17 protein-coding genes and 2 pseudogenes are annotated in these 22,205 nt (G+C 47.3%); 11 read left to right on the forward strand and 8 right to left on the reverse strand.

All coding sequences use genetic code 11. The features are described from left to right. Positions 1 to 5: 5 nt before the first annotated feature. From HV345_RS05745 to HV345_RS26650, 5 genes and pseudogenes are all read right to left on the reverse strand, one after another. Positions 6 to 2,558 carry a fimbria/pilus outer membrane usher protein gene (locus HV345_RS05745; RefSeq protein WP_181636367.1) on the reverse strand — a complete coding sequence of 851 codons (2,553 nt, stop codon included), beginning with the start codon at positions 2,556 to 2,558 and terminating at the stop codon, positions 6 to 8. A 13-nt stretch (positions 2,559 to 2,571) separates the two neighbouring features. Beyond that, positions 2,572 to 3,243 carry a molecular chaperone gene (locus tag HV345_RS05750; RefSeq protein ID WP_181636368.1) on the reverse strand — a complete coding sequence of 224 codons (672 nt, stop codon included), beginning with the start codon at positions 3,241 to 3,243 and terminating at the stop codon, positions 2,572 to 2,574. Between the two features lie 54 nt (positions 3,244 to 3,297). Next, the gene (locus tag HV345_RS05755) at positions 3,298 to 3,870 is read right to left on the reverse strand and encodes a fimbrial protein (RefSeq protein ID WP_169330488.1); all 573 of its coding nucleotides are present in this window, start codon (positions 3,868 to 3,870) and stop codon (positions 3,298 to 3,300) included. A gap of 1,187 nt (positions 3,871 to 5,057) precedes the next feature. Next, positions 5,058 to 6,209, reverse strand: a complete 1,152-nt coding sequence (locus tag HV345_RS05760; RefSeq protein ID WP_001254932.1) for an IS30-like element IS30 family transposase — start codon at positions 6,207 to 6,209, stop codon at positions 5,058 to 5,060. Then, a pseudogene (locus HV345_RS26650) lies at positions 6,206 to 6,283 on the reverse strand (hypothetical protein); the annotation flags it as partial. The gene HV345_RS05760 and the pseudogene HV345_RS26650, both read right to left, overlap by 4 nt. On the opposite strand from HV345_RS26650, the pseudogene HV345_RS05765 reads away from it, so the two are divergent. The 11 genes and pseudogenes from HV345_RS05765 to HV345_RS05815 all read left to right on the forward strand — a co-directional run. Next, positions 6,266 to 7,558 (forward strand): annotated as a pseudogene (locus tag HV345_RS05765) (undecaprenyl-phosphate glucose phosphotransferase); the annotation flags it as partial. The pseudogenes HV345_RS26650 and HV345_RS05765 overlap by 18 nt on opposite strands. Then, on the forward strand, positions 7,548 to 8,834 hold the full coding sequence (locus HV345_RS05770; protein ID WP_019077511.1) for an outer membrane beta-barrel protein: 1,287 nt from the start codon (positions 7,548 to 7,550) through the stop codon (positions 8,832 to 8,834). The pseudogene HV345_RS05765 and the gene HV345_RS05770, both read left to right, overlap by 11 nt. A 1-nt stretch (position 8,835) precedes the next feature. Continuing rightward, positions 8,836 to 9,393 carry a polysaccharide biosynthesis/export family protein gene (locus tag HV345_RS05775; RefSeq protein ID WP_016154118.1) on the forward strand — a complete coding sequence of 186 codons (558 nt, stop codon included), beginning with the start codon at positions 8,836 to 8,838 and terminating at the stop codon, positions 9,391 to 9,393. 2 nt (positions 9,394 to 9,395) lie between these two features. Continuing rightward, positions 9,396 to 11,525, forward strand: coding sequence for a tyrosine-protein kinase domain-containing protein (locus tag HV345_RS05780; RefSeq protein ID WP_049270971.1), 2,130 nt, complete (start codon positions 9,396 to 9,398; stop codon positions 11,523 to 11,525). Further along, positions 11,522 to 12,733: a lipopolysaccharide biosynthesis protein gene (locus HV345_RS05785; protein ID WP_047358831.1), complete on the forward strand. Its 1,212-nt coding sequence runs from the start codon at positions 11,522 to 11,524 to the stop codon at positions 12,731 to 12,733. The genes HV345_RS05780 and HV345_RS05785 overlap by 4 nt, the downstream gene beginning before the upstream one ends. Continuing rightward, positions 12,730 to 14,100 carry a capsular biosynthesis protein gene (locus HV345_RS05790; RefSeq protein WP_181636369.1) on the forward strand — a complete coding sequence of 457 codons (1,371 nt, stop codon included), beginning with the start codon at positions 12,730 to 12,732 and terminating at the stop codon, positions 14,098 to 14,100. Before HV345_RS05785 ends, HV345_RS05790 begins: the two co-directional genes overlap by 4 nt. 4 nt (positions 14,101 to 14,104) lie before the next feature. Continuing rightward, positions 14,105 to 15,094 carry a glycosyltransferase family 2 protein gene (locus tag HV345_RS05795; protein ID WP_181636370.1) on the forward strand — a complete coding sequence of 330 codons (990 nt, stop codon included), beginning with the start codon at positions 14,105 to 14,107 and terminating at the stop codon, positions 15,092 to 15,094. 14 nt (positions 15,095 to 15,108) lie between these two features. After that, complete coding sequence (locus HV345_RS05800) at positions 15,109 to 16,320, forward strand: glycosyltransferase family 4 protein (protein WP_181636371.1); 1,212 nt, start codon at positions 15,109 to 15,111, stop codon at positions 16,318 to 16,320. 1 nt (position 16,321) lies between these two features. Continuing rightward, positions 16,322 to 17,434 carry a glycosyltransferase family 4 protein gene (locus HV345_RS05805; RefSeq protein ID WP_016157268.1) on the forward strand — a complete coding sequence of 371 codons (1,113 nt, stop codon included), beginning with the start codon at positions 16,322 to 16,324 and terminating at the stop codon, positions 17,432 to 17,434. 2 nt (positions 17,435 to 17,436) lie between these two features. Continuing rightward, positions 17,437 to 17,844, forward strand: a complete 408-nt coding sequence (locus HV345_RS05810; RefSeq protein ID WP_016154111.1) for a hypothetical protein — start codon at positions 17,437 to 17,439, stop codon at positions 17,842 to 17,844. A gap of 31 nt (positions 17,845 to 17,875) precedes the next feature. Continuing rightward, the gene (locus HV345_RS05815) at positions 17,876 to 19,267 is read left to right on the forward strand and encodes a DUF4832 domain-containing protein (protein ID WP_181636372.1); all 1,392 of its coding nucleotides are present in this window, start codon (positions 17,876 to 17,878) and stop codon (positions 19,265 to 19,267) included. A gap of 46 nt (positions 19,268 to 19,313) precedes the next feature. Here HV345_RS05815 and galE read toward each other — a convergent pair whose 3' ends face one another. The 3 genes from galE to HV345_RS05830 form a co-directional block, all read right to left on the reverse strand. Continuing rightward, positions 19,314 to 20,330 (reverse strand): UDP-glucose 4-epimerase GalE, encoded by a 1,017-nt coding sequence (gene galE, locus HV345_RS05820; RefSeq protein WP_016154109.1) that lies wholly within the window; start codon positions 20,328 to 20,330, stop codon positions 19,314 to 19,316. 66 nt (positions 20,331 to 20,396) lie between these two features. Then, positions 20,397 to 21,335, reverse strand: coding sequence for a hypothetical protein (locus HV345_RS05825; protein WP_016154108.1), 939 nt, complete (start codon positions 21,333 to 21,335; stop codon positions 20,397 to 20,399). A 208-nt stretch (positions 21,336 to 21,543) separates the two neighbouring features. After that, positions 21,544 to 22,179, reverse strand: a complete 636-nt coding sequence (locus HV345_RS05830) for a carbonic anhydrase (RefSeq protein WP_016154107.1) — start codon at positions 22,177 to 22,179, stop codon at positions 21,544 to 21,546. Positions 22,180 to 22,205 lie beyond the last annotated feature (26 nt).

Consider the following 22,205-nt stretch of genomic DNA (forward strand, 5'->3'; position numbering starts at 1 on the left):
GCACCTTACGAGCCGACGCACTGGGCGGTAATTTGTGTATATCCGATTTTCTTCACCGGCTGGTTATGGTTATCCGGCATTTGAATAAAGCAGTGTTCATTTGCGTGGGAGCCCCAGCGCACTTCCAGGCGAGAATTGTCCTCCACGCCGCTGGCATACAGTGCGCCATGCATACCGACCAGACCGTGGCTACGACCTTTCGTATCTCGTACGTTCGCGCCGACCGGGGGGGCAATATTGCCGGGCATGACGGCATTGACCAGATAGTTGCGGCCGCTGAAGGTTTCAAACACCACTTTGCCGATGGCTTTCTCTGTTGGAACAATTTTTTTCTGTGCCTGCGGAATATCCAGCCCGGCACCAATATCAGCGGTATTCAGACTCACCACGTTGTAATGCCATGCGTCTGCTGCGGTAAGGACCGCATAGCCGTTACCGTCAATGGCCACGCCATTTTGTTGCTGAATATGGACACCGTCGGCATTTTTGGCCTCGACCAACACCATGGTATCGCCAGGAGAGTGCATGAGCGTCACGCCGCCTGCGTGCAGCATTGCCCCGCCGCTGATGCCCATATTCATATTCTGGTAGTTGCGTCCTGCGCTGTAGCCCCCCTGAACATTCATCTTGTCACCTTGCCAGGCGGCGTTAACCCCGGCAGAGGAATCCTGTCGATCGGTGGTACTGCCCTGAACGCCCCAGCTCAGACGATCGTCAAATGCTGTATTGCTGTAGCTGGTGGAGTAGCTGTCGCCATTCTGCTGGCTATGCATGATGTTGGTGGAGACAAAGCCGCGGCTATCCATGAAATCGAATGGAATGGAAAGCGTCAGGTTGATACTGCGGTCCTGGTAGTCGTACTGGTTACGGGTATCCTGTACATAAACGCTCCAGTTGATTTTCCCCAGTGTATCGTTGTAACCCAGCTGTATCGTGCGGTCGTGACTCCCGTTGTGCCAGTAGTTTTGCTGGCTGGCGCTGACGTAAAGAGAGGCGTTATCCCACAAACGCTGGTTAACAGAGACCTCAAAACGTTGGCGGCGATTATTGTAGTTAGTGGTGTAGTAATGCTTTTTGTTGTGCTCTTCGCCAGGAAAACGCAGCTGTTGATTCGGGTCGTCATAGGCGATGTCGTAATAGCCCGAGGACCAACTGTTATGCTCGTTAATGGTGTCGCTAAAGCTGTAATAACCGGAGGTATTGTAGCGGTAGCCAACCAGACGGAAATCCGTACCGTACTGGTTCAGCGATTTGGAGTATAAGAAACGGTAACTTTGTCCTGTGGACGCATCTCCACTGGCAAGCTGCGCTCTGGCGGTAGTGATATCGAAAGAGATCGCGCCGAACTGGTGCAGATCCTGCGCGATCCCGGTGGCAATCGCATTATAGCTTTCTGCGGTCAGGAAACCACCGTACAACGTGGAGCCAAAGCTGAGACCATAACTCAATGTGCCTTGAACAAAGCGGGGCCGCCAACCGCCGCTGTAACCGTCGCGGTATTCCCCTGCCGTAAACTGAAAGCGGTTGTTACCTGCACGCAGCATGTTCGGTACCGCCGAATAAGGCACACTGAAATTACGCCGACTGCCATCGGCTTCAATAACGCTAACGTTCAGGTCGCCGCTTTGGTTGCTGGGGTTAATATCGTCAATGTCAAACGCGCCTGGCGCGACGTTTTTACTGTAAATCAGATAGCCATTTTGACGGATTTCGATTGTGGCATTGCTATTGGCGACGCCGCGAACGACTGGCGCAAAATCGCGTTGGCTATCAGGCAACATGTTTTCATCGCTGGTGAGTTGTGCCCCGGTAAACTGGATGCTGTCAAATACATCGTCGTCAGTATATGTTTGCCCGAAGCGCAAGCGGCTACGCAGCGCAATAATATTACGTTCCACCCACGTGGAAACCGCCTGCCATTGACGGCCTGAACCGCTGGCATAGCTGAAAGTAGACTGGTTACGAAAATGCCATCCCGCCAGGTTTATACCGTTGGCAAAACTGGCAAAAACAGAGTCATGATCCTGGCCCTGTTCAATCAGGTGCGTCGTATTGGCGTTGTAGCCGACAAAAGCGGCATTAATCCCATCGTCATAGGCCGATTCAGGCACGGCGTCATGCGCAGTCGAAAGCAGAAAAGCTTCTGGCACTGAAATATCAATGCGCTGGTAGTTTGCATCTGCCGTCAGGCGGCTGTTTGCGATCAGCGCCGTGAGCTCCACGCAGGTATCGGCGTTACCTTCGGGGATTTTAATCCCGTATTTGCGCAGATCGTCCGCGCTCAGGCAAGGTTGCGGCTTGCCTTGTGGTTTACGTCTTTTAAAGTCAACATTGCGCGTTTCGACGAAGCTATGGTCAAGATATATATCGTATTCAAACGTGCCTTCGCTAAGTCCGTCATTACGGGCTATTTGCACTACGGAGGTAATATTTTGCGTACCATGTACAAAACGGGTATTAAACTGCGGTGTGCTGCTGGCGTATGCAGGTATGCACACGGCCAGCGTTGACAGCGTAAAGAGGGTGTACCGTTGCGGGTGCTTATTTTTTTTCATCATGTGCAACCCTAACTTAATTGCAAGATACCGGGACGTTATTAACCGCGTTAGTGCCGCCATAATCATCTACCCAGCTAAAACCGATATGGCTGACTTTTTGCTGTGACAACGCAAACGTGCGTTCGCCATGCGGATTAACCATGTCGGCATCGATGTTTTGGCCGTTAATATGTAATTGCGTCAGGGAGATATGTAACGGCGTCGCATTGACCGCCCGCAAAGTATGACCGTGGCACTGCCACTGTAATTTCTCAACGGCTTCAGGTAGCGTCATATTCAGCCCAGCAGGGCGATAAAATAGTTTGATGCGAATACGCTGCGCCAGCTGTAAGGTATTTTCTTCATTCTCGATGGTGGGGATTTCCTGCACATTAATCCACACTACAGATTCAACATCCTCAGGAAAGCCGTTGCCCTGATAAATAGCTCGCAACACGGCTGATTTATGGCCATCAAGTTTCAGGATCGGGGGCGTAATTAACATTGGCAGATTGGCTGGTGTCTCATCCGGATTACCATTATCCAGCCACGTCTGTACCATATATGGCTTGTCTGTATTATTATTGACGTCAAACATCGCCGCTTTATCGTTCTCATTATAAATAACGCGCGTTTGACCCAAATTAATTGCGCTGTGAGCGGTGCTAACCACACACAGCAACAGGTAAAAGAATATTTTATTCATCAGGTGCACTTTCCAGGTTCAGGGAAGAGTGCCATCCATAGCAATCAACGTCCGTTATTTATAAATGACGGTGTAATTCATATCCGCAGTGATCGTGCCAGCCGCAGGCAGCGTTGCGCCAATTTGCTGATATTTGGCGACCAGATCGATTTGTGCATCGCCATTATGATCTGGTGTTAATATCACCTCATTACTACCTGAAGCGAAATTAAGGGCATGACCCGCTTGATCCACTTCGATGCCAACATCGGTGGCAGGAGTCGAACCACGAGTCGCTTGCAGAAGTGCTGCGTTACTGCCAGGGGTTTTACCGGTAAAGACCACCACATAGCCGCTTCCTCCAGTTACCCCACTACAGCCGCTAAATTGCAACGTAAACGGAGTATTACCGGTGCTAGAGCCCGCGCCGCTAAATAGCTGGTTGGTAACTTGTGGCAATGCCACTGTTTTACCTGACTGGTTTGCTGTGCTCACCACGCAGGTACTGGCAACAATTTCACCGGTAAAATGGACCGTCGCGGTGGCTTTAGAACCTGTTGCGGCAGTGGTAACGTAATTCGCTGCTGCGCCAGCATTAGCGGCAAACAAAGCGACCAGTACACTGCTGGTAAGTGCAGTTTTCATCATCATAACTCCGTTAAATTTATTATTTACCCAGAAAAGTACTTGTCAGAGGCACAGATTCAGCTGGAGTTCATCAACGTCAAAAAATGATGTAGGACTTCATTTGAAAGAAATGATTAACGTGCGTAAATTGCTCAACAAGTAATCCGGCGCGGATATTATTTATTTGCGAAAAATAAGTAAACAAAATTTTTTGGCATCATTGAATGGCTTTGGGATGGTTTTTTATATATATCTTAACAAAAGTGTATACATTGTTATCAATAATTCGTTGTGTCGATTTACGCTGCTTTTAACAAAATTTTAATGCTGTCATTTATTCACTTCTATTTATTTTAAATTGATGTGTTGGTAAGCGCTGTAAACTCTGATGTTAAAGGTGTGTTCATGCAGAATGTTGACATTAGTAATATGTAACACGCATTTTCTCAATGATTGGCTATCGTTTTAATTTAAGCCATGCTTGCCGCTTCTACTCATCGGAGTTGCTACAATTATTTAAACTAAATTTTTTTACTATTCGTTTTTTTTTTGAAATTTGAGCGTGAAAATGAAAGCAATCGCAGACTCTTCGTAAAATACCTTATTTATAATAAGGTTGCTAATCATTGCGTTGTAAATGTGTTACTAAGTTATTTTTATGGTGGGAATTATAAATACACTTATTGATTTTTTCTTGTCGCTCTCCAGGACTCTCATCACTGAGCGTAGCGCAACGAGGTTTGGACAAAGTATTGCTTTTTGTAAGGTTAACCCGTTGTCAGGCGCTCATCATGTGATTCTACCCGCTGGTAGCTTATGAATTGTGATCTGTCAATGACGTTTATGTTGCAATTAATCATGTTTTTTAAGGATGAAATTAAAAAATATTACCAATAAATAATCATCTAAATCATTGGGTTGCATTTGTATGGTGCGAAACCCATCACATTGTATTACATTGTTTTTTACATTTACTGACAGTGTGCCATTGCGTTTTTAAGACTTGTGATATAATTAGCAACATAAATGAGAAAAAAACAATTAAAGATCAATAAATAATGGGCTGAGATATGCTTAAAAAATCGCTAAAGATTAGCAGCCAGGGATATCCAGTCTTTTTAAAGCTGGTCGATTTCATTGTAATCAATGCGACGTTAATTTTTAGCGCCCATCTGTTAGGTCTGGCGCCATTTAACACCATTGTAGATTCAATCTGTCAATGCAACACCCCTTTCAATTATCTCTTTCGGTGTTTTGAACTTCAGTGTCTTTCTCGGTCTGTTGTTTAGCTGAGCAGCAACCAGATCTAGTTCATGTTGAGTATATTGGGCAAGACATGTCTTTTTAGGAAAGTACTGCCGAATTAGCCCATTTGTGTTCTCATTTGTTCCCCGCTGCCAAGGACTCTGAGGATCGCAGAAGTAAACTTTAACGCCGGTGCTGACAGTAAATTCTAGATGTCTGGCCAGTTCCATTCCTCTGTCCCATGTCAGTGATTTTCTGAGTTCTGACGGTAAACTCAGGAATTTGTCGGTAAGAGCCTGATTTACTGAGACAGAATCTTTGCCCCTGAGTCTAAGGATGATCGTATAACGTGATTTTCGGTCTACAAGTGTGGCTATATGAGAGTTTTTTGTACCTGAGACTAAATCGCCCTCCCAATGCCCCAGAGAGCGTCTGTTATCGATATTTCGGGAACGTTCGTGAATTGGTGTTCCGTTCACTATGTTAATCGTACCTCTTTCGCCTTTGCGGGTATGACGCCTGCCATGGCGAAGGCTATGCGACCGTCGCAGATGCTGTATATTCAGGTGGTGTAGCGCTTCACGGCTACGAAAGTACAGCGTTTTATAAATTGTCTCAGGTGATATTCGCAGCGTTTTTTGACGTGGTTTTGTTCGCCTTAACCATCCTGATATTTGCTCTGGAGACCATTTCATCTCCAGCTTTTCCAGAACAAGCTTTCGCAATGGCAAATTTTGATCCAGTAAGCACGGTTTTGGCCTTTTCGCCATTCTGTTGGCTCGGTTATTAGCATCAACAGCTTTGTAATAGCGTCTGCCCCGATTACGCTGAACTTCACGTGAGATCGTCGAAGGACTGCGATTCAGCGCAGTAGCTATCGCACGAATGCTCATTTTGGCTGACAAACCAGCTCGTATCTCCTCGCGCTCAGACAGTGTCAGGTGAGCTACAGCCCGCTTACGCTCATGGGGTTTTATGCCGCCAGTATCCCTTAACATAGTGAAGATCGTTCCGGGTTTTGAACCCAGGATATTCGCTATTTCACTGAAGCCTGTTCCGTTCTTCCATAGTTCAAAAACAGAGGCTTTTTCCTCTGCTGTAAATGTTCGTCTCATTCAAAAAACCTCCGCAACCCCATGTTTTCACATAACTGTTGCGTTGACCAATTGAATCTACAATTGCCATTCTGAGTATTCTCTTCTCAGTCTTTTTCTTACTGTTTGCTGAATACATTAAAATGTATCAACAAAAGATTAAGACGATCGGTTTACGTAATCAAAAACGGTTGGTTTTTTGTACGCTACTGGCGATTTTTCTGAACGAACTGGTCAGCATGACGGTGGCTGAACCCGAGTCTCTCGGCTACTTAGACAAACTGCCTTCCCCCTTTTATTCAGCGATTATTTACTGGTACTTCATCCCATTACCTTTTCTTTATTACATTCGCTTTTTCATTTTTAAATATTCAACGAAAAAGAGTATGCGCGTGGCGATTATTGGTCTGACCGACAATGGCCTGGCGGCAGAAAACGCGTTAATGGATGAATACGCTAATATCACATTAGATCTGGCTTTTTATGATGAGCGCGCCTTATCCCGCTGTGGCGATATCGTCGATAAGGTTAAAAGCCCCTTTCGTGGGCCGGTGATCAATCTGGTTGAGGAAGCCCGGCAGGGAAATATAGACGAAATCTACATCGCTTTACCGATGGTAGCTTTACAACGCATTCGTCATTTTTTGGCGATGATGTCAGACACCACCGTAGATACGTATATTGTTCCTGACTTCCACACCTACAGTAACAACATGTCCAAGCTGCGCTCCATTCACAACCTGCAAACTATTGGCATTTTTAGTTCGCCGTTCGAAGGGGCGGGTTCGTTTATCAAGCGGGCGGAAGATTTGGTGCTTGGTAGCATCATTATGGTGATGATTTCTTCGCTGATGTTGGCCATTGCCATTGGAATCAAACTCACTTCCCGCGGGCCAGTCTTTTTCAAACAAGACCGGTATGGTCTTAGCGGGCAAAAAATTAAGGTCTGGAAGTTTCGCTCGATGCGCGTTATGGAGAACGCCGATACGGTTATTCAGGCCACTAAAAACGATCCACGAGTAACCAAGTTTGGTAGTTTCTTACGCCGTACCTCACTGGATGAACTACCGCAATTTATCAATGTATTGCAGGGAAGTATGTCGATTGTCGGTCCCAGACCTCATGCGGTTACGCATAATGAGCAGTACCGTAAACAGGTCGAAAATTACATGATCCGCCATAAAGTTAAGCCTGGGATCACCGGGCTTGCGCAGATCAACGGTTTCCGCGGGGAAATCGATGCGCTTTATAAGATGGAAAAAAGGGTTCAGTACGATATTGAGTACATTCAAAACTGGTCTTTATGGTTGGATATAAAAATTATTATTAAAACTATTTTTAAAGGATTTATCGGTAAGAATGCATACTAAATTACTCGTGATTACCGGAATCGTGATATCGCAGCCCGTATGGGCTGATTTAACACCGAAATCACACATTGGCTTTGCGGGGATCGACTTCCAGGGCAAGGTCGCTGTGGACTATGGTTATAATGATAACGTGTCTTATCAGCCACATAGCAGAGATGCTATCGGTTCCTCGTTTCAGAGCGCAGCGCCCGTTTTGAGTATGATCGGAGAGCGCGGTCAGGATAAGTATTTACTGATGTACTCCGGTGATTATCGTAACTACTCAAGCGATTCCGCTGATAACTATAACGATCATTTTTTCCGTTTTAACGGTGCCTGGCGCTATGGGCTCAAGCACGGCTTAACACTCAATCTGGAGGATACGCTTGGGCACGAATCCCGCGGTCGAGGGATCACTGAGGGGTTTCTACCGGGTCAATTCGAGCAGTATGGGATTAAATCTCCGCTGACGACGAATTTTATTAACAGTGAATTGCGCTACAGCTTTGGCGCGCCGGATGGGCGCGGGAAAGCGGAACTGGCGTTGTTATACAAAAAACTGACGTTCGGCAATACGTCTGACGCCCAGGAGAGTAGTGAAGATTTCTACAATTACATTCAGGAACAGGAATGGCACGAAAATAGCCTGGTGGCAGAAATTTTTGACCAATACACATCCAGAACGCGTTTTCGCTATAGCTTTATTACTAACCAGCGTCACTATGATAACAACTCAGAAAAAGACACTAATGAGTATTATTTACTGTATGGCCTGAAGTCACAGTTGACGGGAAAAACCAATGTCGACATGAATATTTCATGGTTGTACAAGACATTTGAAAACAACGCAAACTCGCATGATTTTAATGGTCTAAACTGGGATATAAAAGGGGAGTGGAAGCCGTTACAGCAGTCTGTTTTCACGGTGCACTCAGCGCAAAGCATTAAAGACCCATCGGAAGTTGGGGGATATATTTTAGTCACCCAGTATGGTCTTTCTTACCAGCACTTCTGGTTAGGCAACCGTTTCTCTACCTTGCTGGATTACTCATACACTTCAGAAGACTATAAAAAACAGAATAAAGATCGGCATGATAAAGATGGGGTATTTAGCGTAACCATGAGCTATGACTACACACCGTCGGTCAATTTTGAGATTAAATATCAAATAGATACGTTGAATTCGAATAAGGATACTGATTCGTTTTATATCGGTCCCAACGACAATCAGGAAGTCATCAGAACGTTGGGTTATGATAATTCTATGATTATGCTTAAAGCTAAGGTTCAGATCTAAAATGAAAATAATAGAACTGTGCGCGGTTTTGCTATTCAGTATCCTGATGGTCGGATGCACAACGTCCAGCCCGAGATTAATGGACGATCCTGCTACTGTTCAGCAGGATTACCGACTTGGGGCAGGGGATACTGTCAATATCGCTGTTCATGGTCAACCCGATATGACGATGCGGTTTATTTTGGATAAGAGTGGGGAGATTAATTTCCCGTTTGTTGGTGCTCTTATATTAAAAGATAAAACTGTTGAACAGGTGACTAACGAATTAACTCAACGCCTGACTGGAGATTATTTTACTACTCCGATGGTGACGGTGAGTATTGCCGAGTTCCGTAAATACTATGTTTCTGGCGAGGTGAAAAGTCCGAATGGATTCGCTTATGAGCCAGGACTTACCGTCGAGAAATCTATTGCGCAGGCGGGGGGATTTACAGATCGTGCTGACCGTCAAGATATCAACATTCGCCTGTCAGGTAGCAATCAGCTGCTTGAGAATGTTGATTTAACGCACTCTGTTCATCCTGGGGATGTCGTGATTATTGGCATGGGGTTCTTCTGACGATGAAACTATCAATAGTGGAAAACGGCAAAAAACGAGAAAGCACTGTTGAATTCTCCCGCTTTGCCAAAGCGCTGAAAAAGAACGCCTGGAAAATCGCGCTGGCCGGTATCGTTGCCGGGGTCGTGGCTTATCCGTTAATCAGCATGATGTCCTCAAAGTATGTATCAACGGCGACGGTGCTGATTAAGGCGCAGGCCGATAACGTTTCTCCGTTCCCACAGGTTGATGGTTTCGATTCAACGCGCAGTGGTTACTACGAAACGCAATATGCGTTGATGCATTCACGAATTGTGCTCGAGCAAGCCGTTCGCGATATGAAGCTGGATGAAAATCCGGCATTTACCGGGGAAAAAGCCGATGCTCAGGGCGCTGATAGCAGTGAAAGTCGGCAACTGAGAATGGAGCTGGCGCTGAAAACGTTGTCGAAAAACCTGAATGTCATCGGTATTCGGACAACGAACCTCGCCTCTATTACCTATGAATCGACTTCGCCCCAGGTTGCGGCTGATATCGCCAACGGCGTCGCGCAGGCTTTCATCAACTATACGCTGGAGCAAAAGCGTCAGAAAGTAGAGAAAGCCCGCGAACTGAATTATGAAAAAATGGAAGAGATTCAGAAGTCGATAGCGAAGCAAAAAGAAGAGATGGAAAGCTATCTGAAAAATGCCGGGCTGTTGACCTTTCGCGGTATCGATGGTTTTGAAACCGAGCAGTTAAGTATCGTGACCAATCGTCTGGCCGACGCGACCCAACGTCGTGTTGCCGCTGAATCCGTTTATAACGAAGTGAATGGCGCAGGGAAGTCCGCCGAAAGCGTTATCTCGCTGCCTTCGGTCTCTAACCACGCTCAGATTCAGGATCTGCGCATTGCGCTGATTCAGGCGCAGCGTACGTTGTCTGAACTGCGCAAAGTTTATGGGCCAAAAAACCCCGCCATTTTAAAAGCAGAGGCCGATGTTCAGTCGATCCAAAGCCAAACCGGACGGGTGTTGGGTGAGCTGAAAGTCGGCTTACGTCAGCAATATCTGGCGGCGCTGGCGGATGAAAAGAACTATCAGCAACAGGTGGAACAGCAGAAAGAGATCTTCCAGAAAATGGCGTCAAAACGGGATGCCTGGAACGGCCAAAAACTGTCGTTAGATAAAATGGAAGACCTGTATAAATCGCTCTATCAGCGTACTCAGGAGTTGTCGCTGTCCGGCGTGAATGCCGATGCGGTGTTATACGATCCCGCAGTTCCCGCATTAAAACCGGCGAAGCCGAATAAATCACTGCTGTTGGTGATGGTGGTCATGCTGGTGGTCGTGTTCAGCATCATGTATTTCATTGTCAAAGCGGCGATGGATAACTCAATCGCCAGCCTGAGTCGCATGAAAAAGCGCCTCAACGTTACCCCGTTGGGCGAAATCCGTCGTTTTAGTGGAACCTCAGGGCGTGCGCAAGTGCGGGACATGATCCTGAAGAACCCGCTGAATGCCGATATTGTGCACGGTATCCGTACCCGGATTATGCTGGATAATCGTCCATTACAGACGCTCGCCGTGGCATCGACGGAACACGGTGATGGGCGTTCTTTGTTGGCGAATCTGTTAGCGAACTCCTTTAGTTTTGACCAGAAAACGCTGCTTATTGATGCGGATTTCTTTAATACGGGCGGGCTTTCTTCTGAACTGGCATCAGCCACATCCGCAGGCCTGGCTGAGCTGCTGCGCGGAGAGACTCAGCTTGAACAGGCGCGGATCACGCTCAGTGATAATCTCGACTTTATTGCGCACGGCAAGAGCACCATCTCTTCTTTACTGATGTTGTCGTCGGAGCACGTTGAACCCTTAATGCGCGAACTGAAATCGCATTATCAGCGCATCATTATTGATGTTGCTGCTGTGAATCAGAGTCAGGATGTTCAACTGATCAAACGTGCCGTCGATGGGGTTGTTTTCATAGTGAAAGCCGGGGTGGAGTCGGCGGGACACATCGCCAGCGCGCTGGATAAGATTGAGGAAAATAACGGCGTGGTGATTGGCGCGGTGCTCAATGCGGTTGAAGAAAAAGATCTTGAAACCCAGGAGGGTCTGCGTTCACTTAACTTCAGTACCGATCAACTGATGACGACGCCAGGCCGGGTATGAGTCTACTGAAGAGCGCTTCCACGATAGCTGGTTCATCAGTCATCTCGCAGTTGATTGGTGCGCTGTCTATCTGGTTGATTTCGCACAAGTATGATATGGCTGAGGTGGGGCTTTACGCGCTCAATTACAGCATCGCCGTGGTGGGCGCGCAGGTGTGTACCTTTGCATCGCAGCTTTTAATTCCAAAACAGCACGACGACGAACTGGTACAGAACGTCGTATTTTGCCTGATCCAAAGCACGATCATTGCCTTACCGTACGCCGTACTGACAGCGTGGCTGTTTCACCAGAACATCCTGTTCCTCTATTTGCTGACGCTGGCGACGGCGTGGGTTTTAATCTCGGAAAACCTGTCGCTGCGCACGGCCAATTTTCGTTTTCTGATTTTCCAGCGCATCTCTGTCTCTGTGGTGGTATTACTTTCGGTTCTGGTTACGCATCAGGTGCAACTGTTTTATTGGTCATGGGCCTGCGCGACGATGGTGCTGACCATAAGCTGTATTTTGCATTCGTTTGATATTCGTTCCGTGGCGGCCAGACATTTGCGACCTGCCAGTAACTGGCATTTTTTCAAACAAAATATCCATCACATTACCAAAGTCGGTAGTGCGGAAGTGCTGGCGATGGCCAGCAGCAATTTGCCGATTATGTTGATTAACTTTTGGTTCTCGGCGCTGACGGCAGGTTATTTTTCCGTGGTTAGCCGCTTTTGCCTGGCGCCGGTGGTGATCATCGGCAACGCAGTGCGCAATACTATTTTTTCCAAGTGGTCTATCGACTTCAGAAATAACACCTTTAATTATCATGAATATACCAGGGTGCGGATGCTACTGTTGGTTCTGGGGGTTATCTGTACTCTCGGGGTGTTTATTTTCTATCCAATAGTGATGCGTCTGGGCTTTAGCGAAGACTGGATTAACTCCATTGAGACGTCGCGCTACATGTTGCCCTATTTGTTCCCGGCGCTGGCGATAAGCCCTCTGACGGTGATTGAGCTTATTTTTGGTTCCCACCGCTATTTTCTGCGTATCCAACTGGAACAGCTGGCGATTGTGTTATTCGCATTTGTCGTCATTCCCTATTTTCATAAAGATTATGCCACGTCGGTTATCCTGTTTTCTTCACTGACATTTATTCGCTACGCCTTCATTTATCTGAAAATGAATAAGCGAGCCAATCTTCTGAAAGATAAGCCGGTGATACTATGACGCTGAATACCGGATACTATTTACAGGTTTTTAGCTTTGTCACGCTGATCCTGTGTGGCCTGGTGCAATACTTTACCGGCATGCAGTCGGTGCTGTGGATCCCCTTTTTCCTGACCCTGTTGATGGTGGGATTATTGGTGATGCAGACGCGTGATGGCTCGCTGCAGCTGGATGCGCAGGAGACGATTGTCCTGGCATTGTATTTTTCGTTCCTGATACTGGCCGGAACATCGACGCTGATTCAGGGTGGGATCACCGTCGCGATTGTGGCATTTAAAAATGAAATCGCATTGTCACTGGTGATGATCTGTTTGCTGCTGGGATTTTGCCGGGAGTCGCAGATTTACCGTGCAACGCGCTATCTGTACTGGGTGTTTTACGCGCAAATCCCGGTAATGATTTATCAGGTTTTGCTGGTCGTTCCCCAGCGCGTTGCAGTGCGTGGCGAAGATGAGAAATGGGACTCCGTGGTTGGTACGTTTGGCGGTGACCCCATGGGGGGCGGTAACACTGCTGCGATGGGCCTGTTTTGCCTGTTGATTATGTTGTTAAAAGTCTCTGAGTATAAGCACGGGTTGACCTCGTTCAAGTCCATGGCGTTGCACATTGTTCTTGGAATCGGGCTATGTATTATTGGTGAAGTGAAGTTCGTCATTCTGCTGTCACCTCTGTTCCTTGCGTGGGTGTGGACCTCACCGAGCTACGTCAATGACGTCAGTAAGGTTAATCTGAAAACGCTGTTGGTTATTGTGGCGGGCATGTTGCTGCTTATTAGCCTGTCGATAGTGATCCTCGCGTACTATTATTCTTCCGCGTTTGGCGGCGATCCGTCGAAAAGCTCGTTAAGCATTTTCATCGACTCCTTAAGCTATATCTTTGACCCGAACTACATCATGTCTACCGGGGAGTTAGGGCGCTTTACGACGTTCCTGTTCTGGTTGAAAAATAACGATCTGTGGGGGCTTTCAGGAACGTTATTTGGGTACGGGCTCAACGCCACAAACAGCGGGAGTACGGTGTCGCCGGGCTTTTTGAATATCATTTATAACTTAATTCTCGACTCGACTTCCCTGAGTATGCTGCTGTGGGAAGTCGGGGTGATCGGCACGTTACTTTTTATTAGCTTATTCATTTATATCCTGAAAGTTTGTCAGCCAAAGCCATTACTGACGCTTGAACAACTGGACCAGCAGGATCTTCAGTTGCTGAGCTTTGCACCGGCGTTTAACGCTTTTGCTATCAGTTGCTTAATTAGCTTACCTTACAGCCAGATACTGATGATTACACCGATGTTACAATTCCTGTTCTATTTATCACTAGGATCAAGTTTAGTGATTCGTCGAACCGTCCTTCGCTGTGTAGGGTAATTGTATGGACCAAAAACCGTTTATTTCAGTGAGTATTAAAACACTCAATGAATCTGAATGTATTGAGAAAACGATAGACAGTATCCGCAGGCAGCTTGTTGATTATCCACATAAAATTATAGTGGCAGATAGCCTGTCAACGGATAACACCCAACAGCTTGCGATCGATAAAGGGGTGACCGTGGTCTCTTTAACTGACCCAGGCGATCGCTGCTGCGGCGTCGGGCATCAGTTAGGTTATCTGTATAGTGAAGGGGAATATCTGTTGCTGATGGACGGCGACATGGAGCTGGAAGAGGGCTTTGTGGATCAGGCTGTCGCTTTTTTGCAGGCTGAGCCGGAATATGCAGGTGTCGCGGGAACCGTTGAAATGGACGATGCCGTTAACTATGAATTTAAATCGCGTAAGCAGCGTATTAGTAAAATCTATCCGCTTGGAGATAGCGACCATTTAGGCGGTGGTGGGTTATATCGCCGCTCTGCGATTGAGAAAATTGGTTATCTCACCAACCGTAATTTGCACGCTTATGAAGAAGCCGAACTTGGCCTGCGTTTGCTCGATGCGGGTTATAAACTACGCCGTCTGAATATTCCGTATTTTATCCATACTTCGCATACCATGCCGACCTTTCAGATGCTGAAGCACCGCTGGAAAAGTGGATACTATCAGGCACCGGGCGAGCTTTTACGTTGTGCGTGGGGAAAACCTTATTTCGGCAAAGCGTTAAAAATAGTTAAGAACGAGGCGATTTTTTCTGTGTATCTGATTGCCTTGTTTATTGCGGCGGTGACCTTCAATCTCGAACTTTTCGATATTGCATTTCTACCCTTGCTAGCCTTTATTATCTTGAAAACCGTGCAGAATCGATCGTTATTGAACGGATTGCAGAGCGTAATGAACCTGGCCGTGCTTTCTGCGGGACTTGTTAAAGGGTTGACTAAACCAGTACGCGATCCGTTGACTCCGCCTGACAGTAAAATCATTCATGAATAACTAAGGCTGGCGCAATGAAAGTTTTATTAGTGAATAAGTTTTTTTTCATTAAAGGCGGCGCGGAAACCGTTTATTTTCAAGAGCGCGAGATGCTGAAACAGGCCGGAGTACAGGTTATTGATTTCTCGATGCAGCATGAGAACAATTTCCCTTCGGACTATGCGGATTATTTCGTCAGCAATGTGGACTACCACCAAGAGAGCAATCTGCTGGGCGGGCTCAAAACGGCGGTTAACTTTATTCATAATTCGCAAGCCTGCAAAAAGATGCTGGCGCTACTACAAAAAGAGCGTCCGGATATCGTCCACTTTCATAACATTTACCATCAGTTAACGCCGGCGTTGATTAAAGTGGCCCGCAATTTTGGCTGCAAAACGGTGCTGACCGCGCATGACTATAAAATCGTCTGTCCTGCCTATTCCATGCTGCGCGACGGTAAAGTGTGTGATTCCTGTATTACCGGGACGGTTTTCAATGCCTTCAGGTATCGTTGCCAGGAAGGCTCTGCTTCAAAAAGCCTCCTGCTCTCTTTAGAGGCGACCTGGCAGTATATTGCGCAAAATTACCAGGCGCTGGATGTGATCGTTTCACCGAGCGTCTTTTTACGCGGCGTATTGTTGCGTACGCTGCCGAATTCGCGCATTGATGTCATCGTCAATGGCGTTGATGACAGCCGTCCTCTGGGTGAGGTAAGTGATGCGGGCTATATGCTGTACTTCGGTCGCCTGAGCCGTGAAAAGGGCGTGGCAACGTTATTAGCGGCGCATGAGAAAATGCAGAACAAAGCGCCGCTGAAAATTGTGGGTCATGGTCCCCTGCACGACGAATTAGTCGCCCAATACCCGGACGTTGAGTTTTTAGGTTATGTGCAACAAGGGGAAGCTCTCGATAACCTTATTAAGCATGCACGGGCAGTGATCCTTCCTTCAGAATGCTATGAAAACTGTTCTATGGCGATATTAGAGGCGATGTCCTTAGGCAAGCCGGTGATCGGATCGCGCATCGGTGGCATCCCGGAACAAATTCGTGACGGCATCGAAGGGATTTTATTCGAACCTGGCAATGCGCAGGAGTTAGCAAATGCGATGGATGCACTGGCCGACTCGCCAGAGAAGGCGCGGGTCATGGGCTTACAGGGTCGTGCGCGATTGAGTGAAAAATATGCGCTGAGTAAACATATGGATACTCTACTGGCGCTCTATAAAGAACTGCTGAGCAGGCCATAGTATGAGTAAAAAAATAACGGTTTTTGGTACGCGTGGTATTCCCGATGTATTGGGTGGGGTGGAGACACACTGTCAGAATCTATATCCTGCCATTAAGCAGCAGTTGGACGTTGATATTTGCGTGATTGCACGCTCGCCGTATGTAAATTACAAACGATCGTTATATAAGAAAGTTGAAACCTACGCGCTGTGGGCACCCAAAAAGCGCTCGCTGGAAGCGATTGTCCATTCCGTTTTAGCGGCATTTAGGACAAGTATCGACCATTCGGATATTGTGCATGTCCATGCTATCGGGCCTGGGCTTGTGATCCCATTATTACGCATGTTAGGGAAAAAGGTGGTGTTCACCCATCATGGACCTGATTACGATCGTCAAAAATGGGGATTCGTTGCTAAAAAAATATTGCTGCTGGGTGAGCGTTGGGCAGTGAGATATGCCAACGAAGTGATTGTGATTTCTGAGGTTATTAATCAACTGATCCAGAAAAAACACGCTCGCTATGATGCGCATTTAATTCACAATGGCGTCAACGAGCCGCGGTCGTTATCTGCGCTGACCATCGACAATACGCTCTCCCGCTTTGGGCTGCAGCCGAAAAACTACCTCGTGGTGGTTGGGCGATTTGTGGAAGAAAAAGGGATGCATGATGCCATCGCCGCTTATCAGCGCAGCGGTTTAACTATGCCGTTAGTGTTAATTGGCGATGCGGATCATCCGACCGAATACAGCATTCGCCTCAAAAAGCTTGCCGCGGACACGCCTGGCGTTGTGATGACGGGGTTCTTGCGTGGTGATGAGCTTCAGGCGGTGTTTTCGCAGGCCCAGCTGTTTGTGATGCCTTCATACCATGAAGGATTGCCCATTGCGCTGCTGGAAGCGATGTCATTTTCTCTTCCTGCCGTCGTCAGTGATATTCCGGCTAACCTCGAAGTTCAACTGCCGTCCGAGGCCTATTTTAAGGTGGGGGATGTGACCAGCCTGGCCGAAAAATTAACCGAGTGGGCGGCAACCAATAGCGTGGACTATCGTGTATATTTGCAAAACTATAACTGGCATGAAATCGCCAAAAAGACGATTAACGTCTATCACTCAATTGATAAAGATATAGGTTAATTTTGACCAGTCCTCAAAATCGTCCTCCCGTCATCGAACGATTTTATGCTCATCTTGACGAGCCGATTGCGCAAGGGTTGACCCCTGAACAAAAAGAAGGGGTGGAAAAAGCGATCCTGGCCTCGACTCTGACTTCGCGGCATCAGATCGATATCCGCCGAAGCTTTCCCTTTTTCAGTAAACGCTATTATCTGGTTTTTTTGTTTGGCAGAGATTTGCGTCGGCAGCATCGTCAGGAATCGACCCTGTCGAGAATCTTGCTCACTTTTTTGCTGCTGATAGCCGTGTTGTTCGTTACCTGCTGCGTATTGCTGACGCTGTATATGATCAAATCAGCATTAGGTATTGATGTGTTCCAAAATTTTCATGTGGGTATATGGGACTGGTGGTTAAGTCTGAAAAACCGCTAGCGTAAACAAACCTGTGGAGGGCGTCACTGCGATGAAGTGTAAATGGGTTTCTGCGCTGTTGTTGATGTCCTTTCCGTTGGCGGTTATGTCCGCATTAACGACCGTAACCCCCAAAGCATTAACGGGCCCGCTAACCAATCCGGGGATTGGCGTGGCAAGTTTCCATCAGGGGTACGGTGAAACGCTGGGTCTGGCGGATTATCCCAATACCGGATTTGAATACGAGCGATTTTACTGGCGAGAGCTGGAGCCTGTTGAAGGTCAGTATAATTTTGCGCTGGTGGATGATGCCTTCAAATACGCGGCAGCGCATCGTCCCGCGATGAATGTCGGGCTGCGCTTTATGGTGCTTGCCGATCCGGGGGATGGCACCAAAATTCCCGATTGGCTGATTAAAAAAGGCGTGAAAGGCAGCTGGACGCCCGATAATAAAACATTTATTCCGGATTTAAGCGACCCGCTGTTTATTGAGTACAGCCGGCGTCTGCTGAACGCATTCGGAAAACGCTACGACGGTAATGAGAATCTCGCTTTTGTGGATATCGGCATGGTAGGGGCCTGGGGGGAATGGCATAACAGCAATTTCCCTGATCTGAAACCACTGTTGGAGCAGTACTCTACCGCGCAGTTAGACCGCTACGTCGCAATGCACTTTTCTGCCTTCCCTTCGACGCCGAAAATAATGTTGATGAGCGGTGGGCAAAGCCTGGCGAATGCGGTGGCGCGAGGGGCTGGATGGCGGGCGGATTGCTGGGGTGACCTGCGCGTATTTTCGGACTCCTGGAGCCATATGGCCGATGATTACCCGCAGCGATTACTGGCAGCACAGCAGAGCTATTCGGGGTTTAACGATGCCTGGAAACGTGCGCCGGTCAGTCTGGAAATCTGTTCATATATGCAGGACTGGAAGAACACCTTCCACTATACGCGTGCCGAAGTGCAGGGCATTTTTGACTGGGCGGTCAAGCAGCACGCCAGCACGATCAACCTGAAATCGAGAGCGATACTCAGCGATTATCGACCGATTGTTGATGATGCGCTGACCAAACTGGGCTATCGGTTTCGCTTAGCGTCTCTGAGCCATGAGTCCGTGTGGGACGGCGGACAAACGCTGAGGTTGAACAGTACCTGGTATAACGAAGGTATCGCACCGATTTATCTGCCCTACACGCTGGCATTTCGTGTGGTGGATAGCGCCAATAAGGTGGTGGCGCAGGGGAATGCGGCGGATGATATACGACGTTGGCTCCCGGGCGTTTATCAGGTTAGCTACGCATTGCCCATGCCGGGTCGACTGGCGAAAGGGCAATACGCCATTGAGGTTTCGATGCTGGATAAATCCGGGGCGGCAAGAATTAACTTTGCCAACGAAGGAAAGCAGAGCAGCGGCTGGTATCGCGTATCAACGATAACGGCACACTAGCCCGTCACTGCAACGAGCCTGAGGCTCAGGCTCGTTGTCGGGTACATCAGATGTTATAACCATTCGGGTTGTTTTTTTGCCAGTTCCAGGTGTCACGCATCATTTCATCAAGGTTGTAGATGGCCTTCCAGCCTAACTCTTTGTATGCCAGTGACGGGTCAGACCAACATTCGGCAATGTCGCCGGGCCTTCTGTCGACAAACTGATAGCTTATTTTTTTCTGCGCCGCTTTTTCAAACGCCTCAATCAGATTAATCACAGAATAACCGACCCCGGTACCGAGATTAATCACCTTGTAGGCAGCGCCTTTGTTCTGGCTATCCAGCGCGGCTAAATGGCCGGTCGCCAAATCCATGACGTGGATATAATCACGAACGCCGGTGCCGTCGGGGGTTGGATAGTCATTGCCGTACACCGACACGGTTTTCAGCTTACCAATCGCAACCTGGGAGATGTACGGCACCAGGTTATTGGGGATACCGTTGGGATCCTCACCAATCCGACCCGATGGATGGGCGCCGACTGGGTTAAAATAGCGCAGGCAGGTAATGCGGAAATCGGGCTGCGCGCGGGAGAAATCGGCCAGAATCTGTTCGACCATTAATTTAGAGGTACCGTACGGATTGGTGGTACCCCCCGTACGCGATTGCTCGCTCAGCGGCACGCTTTCCGGATTACCGTATACCGTAGCAGATGAGCTAAAAATGAATCGATTAACGCCTGCGGCCAGCATCTCATCCAGTAAAACCAGCGTTCCAGTGACGTTGTTTTCGTAGTAAGCAAGGGGTTCTTTTATCGACTCGGAAACCGATTTGAGGCCCGCAAAATGAATGACATCGGTGATGTTATGGTTGGCGAAAATGTTTTTTAATGCCTGCCTGTCGAGAACATCAGCGATATAGACAATGGGTTCCCTTCCTGTGAGTTCCGCGACCCTGTCCAGCGAGATTCGGCTGGCGTTTGCCAGATTATCGATGACAACGACATCATCGCCTCTTTCCAGTAGCGTTAAAACAGTATGTGAACCAATATAACCTGCACCACCAGTGACAAGAATAGCCATACAGACTCCAGAAAAATGCTAAAAACCCGAGCGATTTTCCAGCAATGCACCCAAGGATCCAGTGGATCAGTTATTTTGCCGGGAAAGATATACGTTTCTATATTTTATCATACACTTATATGATATTTTTTTAAAGATTGCCAACAGACTGAACTTATTTATTTTTGTATCATAGGCAATATAATTACTTGAGAAGTTTAGCGTGTGAACGCCGTCACTGTGGTTGATCGACGAATTGATTTGTTCGATCAGATTCTCATCAAAATTAGCGTCATTCAGTGTGACTAATTCTTTGATGTAGATAGATTTTCCATACGTTTCAGGTGTGCATTCCTGGGTTAAGAAATACATTTTGTTATCGACAAGATAAGGCGCACCCGCTCCCCGATGATGATGATTGCTCACCTTCAATGCAGGAGTAATTCTCTGCCACTGTCCGTGAAGATGCTCTGCCGAATGAATAATTATTTTATTATCCATGGTGGTCGACATAAGATAGCAGGTCTCATTCATTGAAAGAAAAATGTTATCTGTCACTTCGGTGTCAGAGATTAGAACTTTAATTTTCTTCCAGCGCGTAGGAAACTCTACTGACTGAAACAGTATCACTTCTTTTCTTTCTGATGATTCAGGAATCATGAAGAGCTGATCGTTAATATTGATCAGGAAAGGAAATGACAAATGACACATCAGGTCGTCAAAACCTTCAAGTTTCACGTCATCAATTTCAACCAGTTCACGATCAAGAATACGGCATCGGAGCGTGCCTTTCGAGTTGCGAAAGCTAAAAGCTTCATAAAAGACAAACAGTTTATCATCTTTTTCAATAAGAAAAGGATCGGCCTGAAACGTATATTTCTTTTTTAACTGCTGTGCAGCGGATTTACTTAATATATCCAGTGTATTATTCGGGAATAAGTGTGTACCATGATCCTTAATAATCATGATATCCCACGACTCATGATAGAATAACATATTTATTATTCTTTTTATTTTTGCTTGCATTCGTACTCGCTCCTTTTTATCGCCTGCATCATGTATGAACAGCTATTTGCGGCTCAGTTCATGAGACCTGTCGCAACGTTGTATGAATGTGCGAAAACTGATGTGAGAACACCAGTGGCTATTTTAAAACTAGTCGCAAGCATGTTTTTTGTCTATAGCACAAAAGTAGGTAAAAGCTCTCCAGAGCATCCTTGCTCCAGTGGACGATTTACTCGAAATGCACCTGCGGGTTATCTGCAAGGGAAACGTAGGTTTTGCTGTTTTTATCCAGGGTACGGATTTCACCGCTTTCGATGTCATATACCCAGCCGTGCAGACGAAGCGCATTATTTCGCAGCCCAACCGCGACGCAAGGATGCGTTTTAATATTATTGAGCTGTGCGATAACGTTTTCTTCCACCATGGCGTTAACTTTATCGATTGGGTTATCCCAGGTTTTCTTCTCAACCACGGCTTTCGCGGCATCGGCATAGTGCAACCAGTGAGCCACAGCGGGCATCGGATCCAGAGGCTGGCTATCAGCAATGGCTTTCATCGCGCCGCAGTTGGAGTGTCCGCAGATGACGATATCCGTCACGCCAAGTGCGACAACCGCGTATTCAATCGTAGCAGATACGCCACCGGGTTCCGGTCCAAAAGACGGAACGATATTACCGGCGTTGCGGATAACGAAAAGCTGTCCGGGCTCTTGTTGAGTAACGAGTTCTGGCACCAGGCGGCTATCGGAACAGGAGATGAAAAGCGCTTTGGGATTCTGGCTGGATGCCAGGCTGCGAAAGAGTTCCTTACGTTGAGGGAAAATCTCTTTTTGGAAGTTGAGGAAGCCCTCAATGATATGTTGCATAGCAGTGTCTCTTTTCTCTGTTTAAG

The sequence above is a fragment of the Citrobacter sp. RHBSTW-00986 genome, from assembly GCF_013783065.1.
GTDB lineage: Bacteria > Pseudomonadota > Gammaproteobacteria > Enterobacterales > Enterobacteriaceae > Citrobacter > Citrobacter braakii.

Excerpts from the sequence above, each read along its gene's own strand:
- HV345_RS05760 (WP_001254932.1), bottom strand. The coding sequence starts at position 6,209 with ATGAGACGAACATTTACAGCAGAGGAAAAAGCCTCTGTTTTTGAACTA.
- HV345_RS05770 (WP_019077511.1), top strand. The coding sequence starts at position 7,548 with ATGCATACTAAATTACTCGTGATTACCGGAATCGTGATATCGCAGCCC.
- HV345_RS05830 (WP_016154107.1), bottom strand. The coding sequence starts at position 22,179 with ATGCAACATATCATTGAGGGCTTCCTCAACTTCCAAAAAGAGATTTTC.
- HV345_RS05750 (WP_181636368.1), bottom strand. The coding sequence starts at position 3,243 with ATGAATAAAATATTCTTTTACCTGTTGCTGTGTGTGGTTAGCACCGCT.
- galE (WP_016154109.1), bottom strand. The coding sequence starts at position 20,330 with ATGGCTATTCTTGTCACTGGTGGTGCAGGTTATATTGGTTCACATACT.
- HV345_RS05775 (WP_016154118.1), top strand. The coding sequence starts at position 8,836 with ATGAAAATAATAGAACTGTGCGCGGTTTTGCTATTCAGTATCCTGATG.
- HV345_RS05755 (WP_169330488.1), bottom strand. The coding sequence starts at position 3,870 with ATGATGAAAACTGCACTTACCAGCAGTGTACTGGTCGCTTTGTTTGCC.
- HV345_RS05785 (WP_047358831.1), top strand. The coding sequence starts at position 11,522 with ATGAGTCTACTGAAGAGCGCTTCCACGATAGCTGGTTCATCAGTCATC.
- HV345_RS05815 (WP_181636372.1), top strand. The coding sequence starts at position 17,876 with ATGAAGTGTAAATGGGTTTCTGCGCTGTTGTTGATGTCCTTTCCGTTG.
- HV345_RS05805 (WP_016157268.1), top strand. The coding sequence starts at position 16,322 with ATGAGTAAAAAAATAACGGTTTTTGGTACGCGTGGTATTCCCGATGTA.
- HV345_RS05800 (WP_181636371.1), top strand. The coding sequence starts at position 15,109 with ATGAAAGTTTTATTAGTGAATAAGTTTTTTTTCATTAAAGGCGGCGCG.
- HV345_RS05825 (WP_016154108.1), bottom strand. The coding sequence starts at position 21,335 with ATGCAAGCAAAAATAAAAAGAATAATAAATATGTTATTCTATCATGAG.
- HV345_RS05745 (WP_181636367.1), bottom strand. The coding sequence starts at position 2,558 with ATGATGAAAAAAAATAAGCACCCGCAACGGTACACCCTCTTTACGCTG.
- HV345_RS05795 (WP_181636370.1), top strand. The coding sequence starts at position 14,105 with ATGGACCAAAAACCGTTTATTTCAGTGAGTATTAAAACACTCAATGAA.
- HV345_RS05790 (WP_181636369.1), top strand. The coding sequence starts at position 12,730 with ATGACGCTGAATACCGGATACTATTTACAGGTTTTTAGCTTTGTCACG.
- HV345_RS05780 (WP_049270971.1), top strand. The coding sequence starts at position 9,396 with ATGAAACTATCAATAGTGGAAAACGGCAAAAAACGAGAAAGCACTGTT.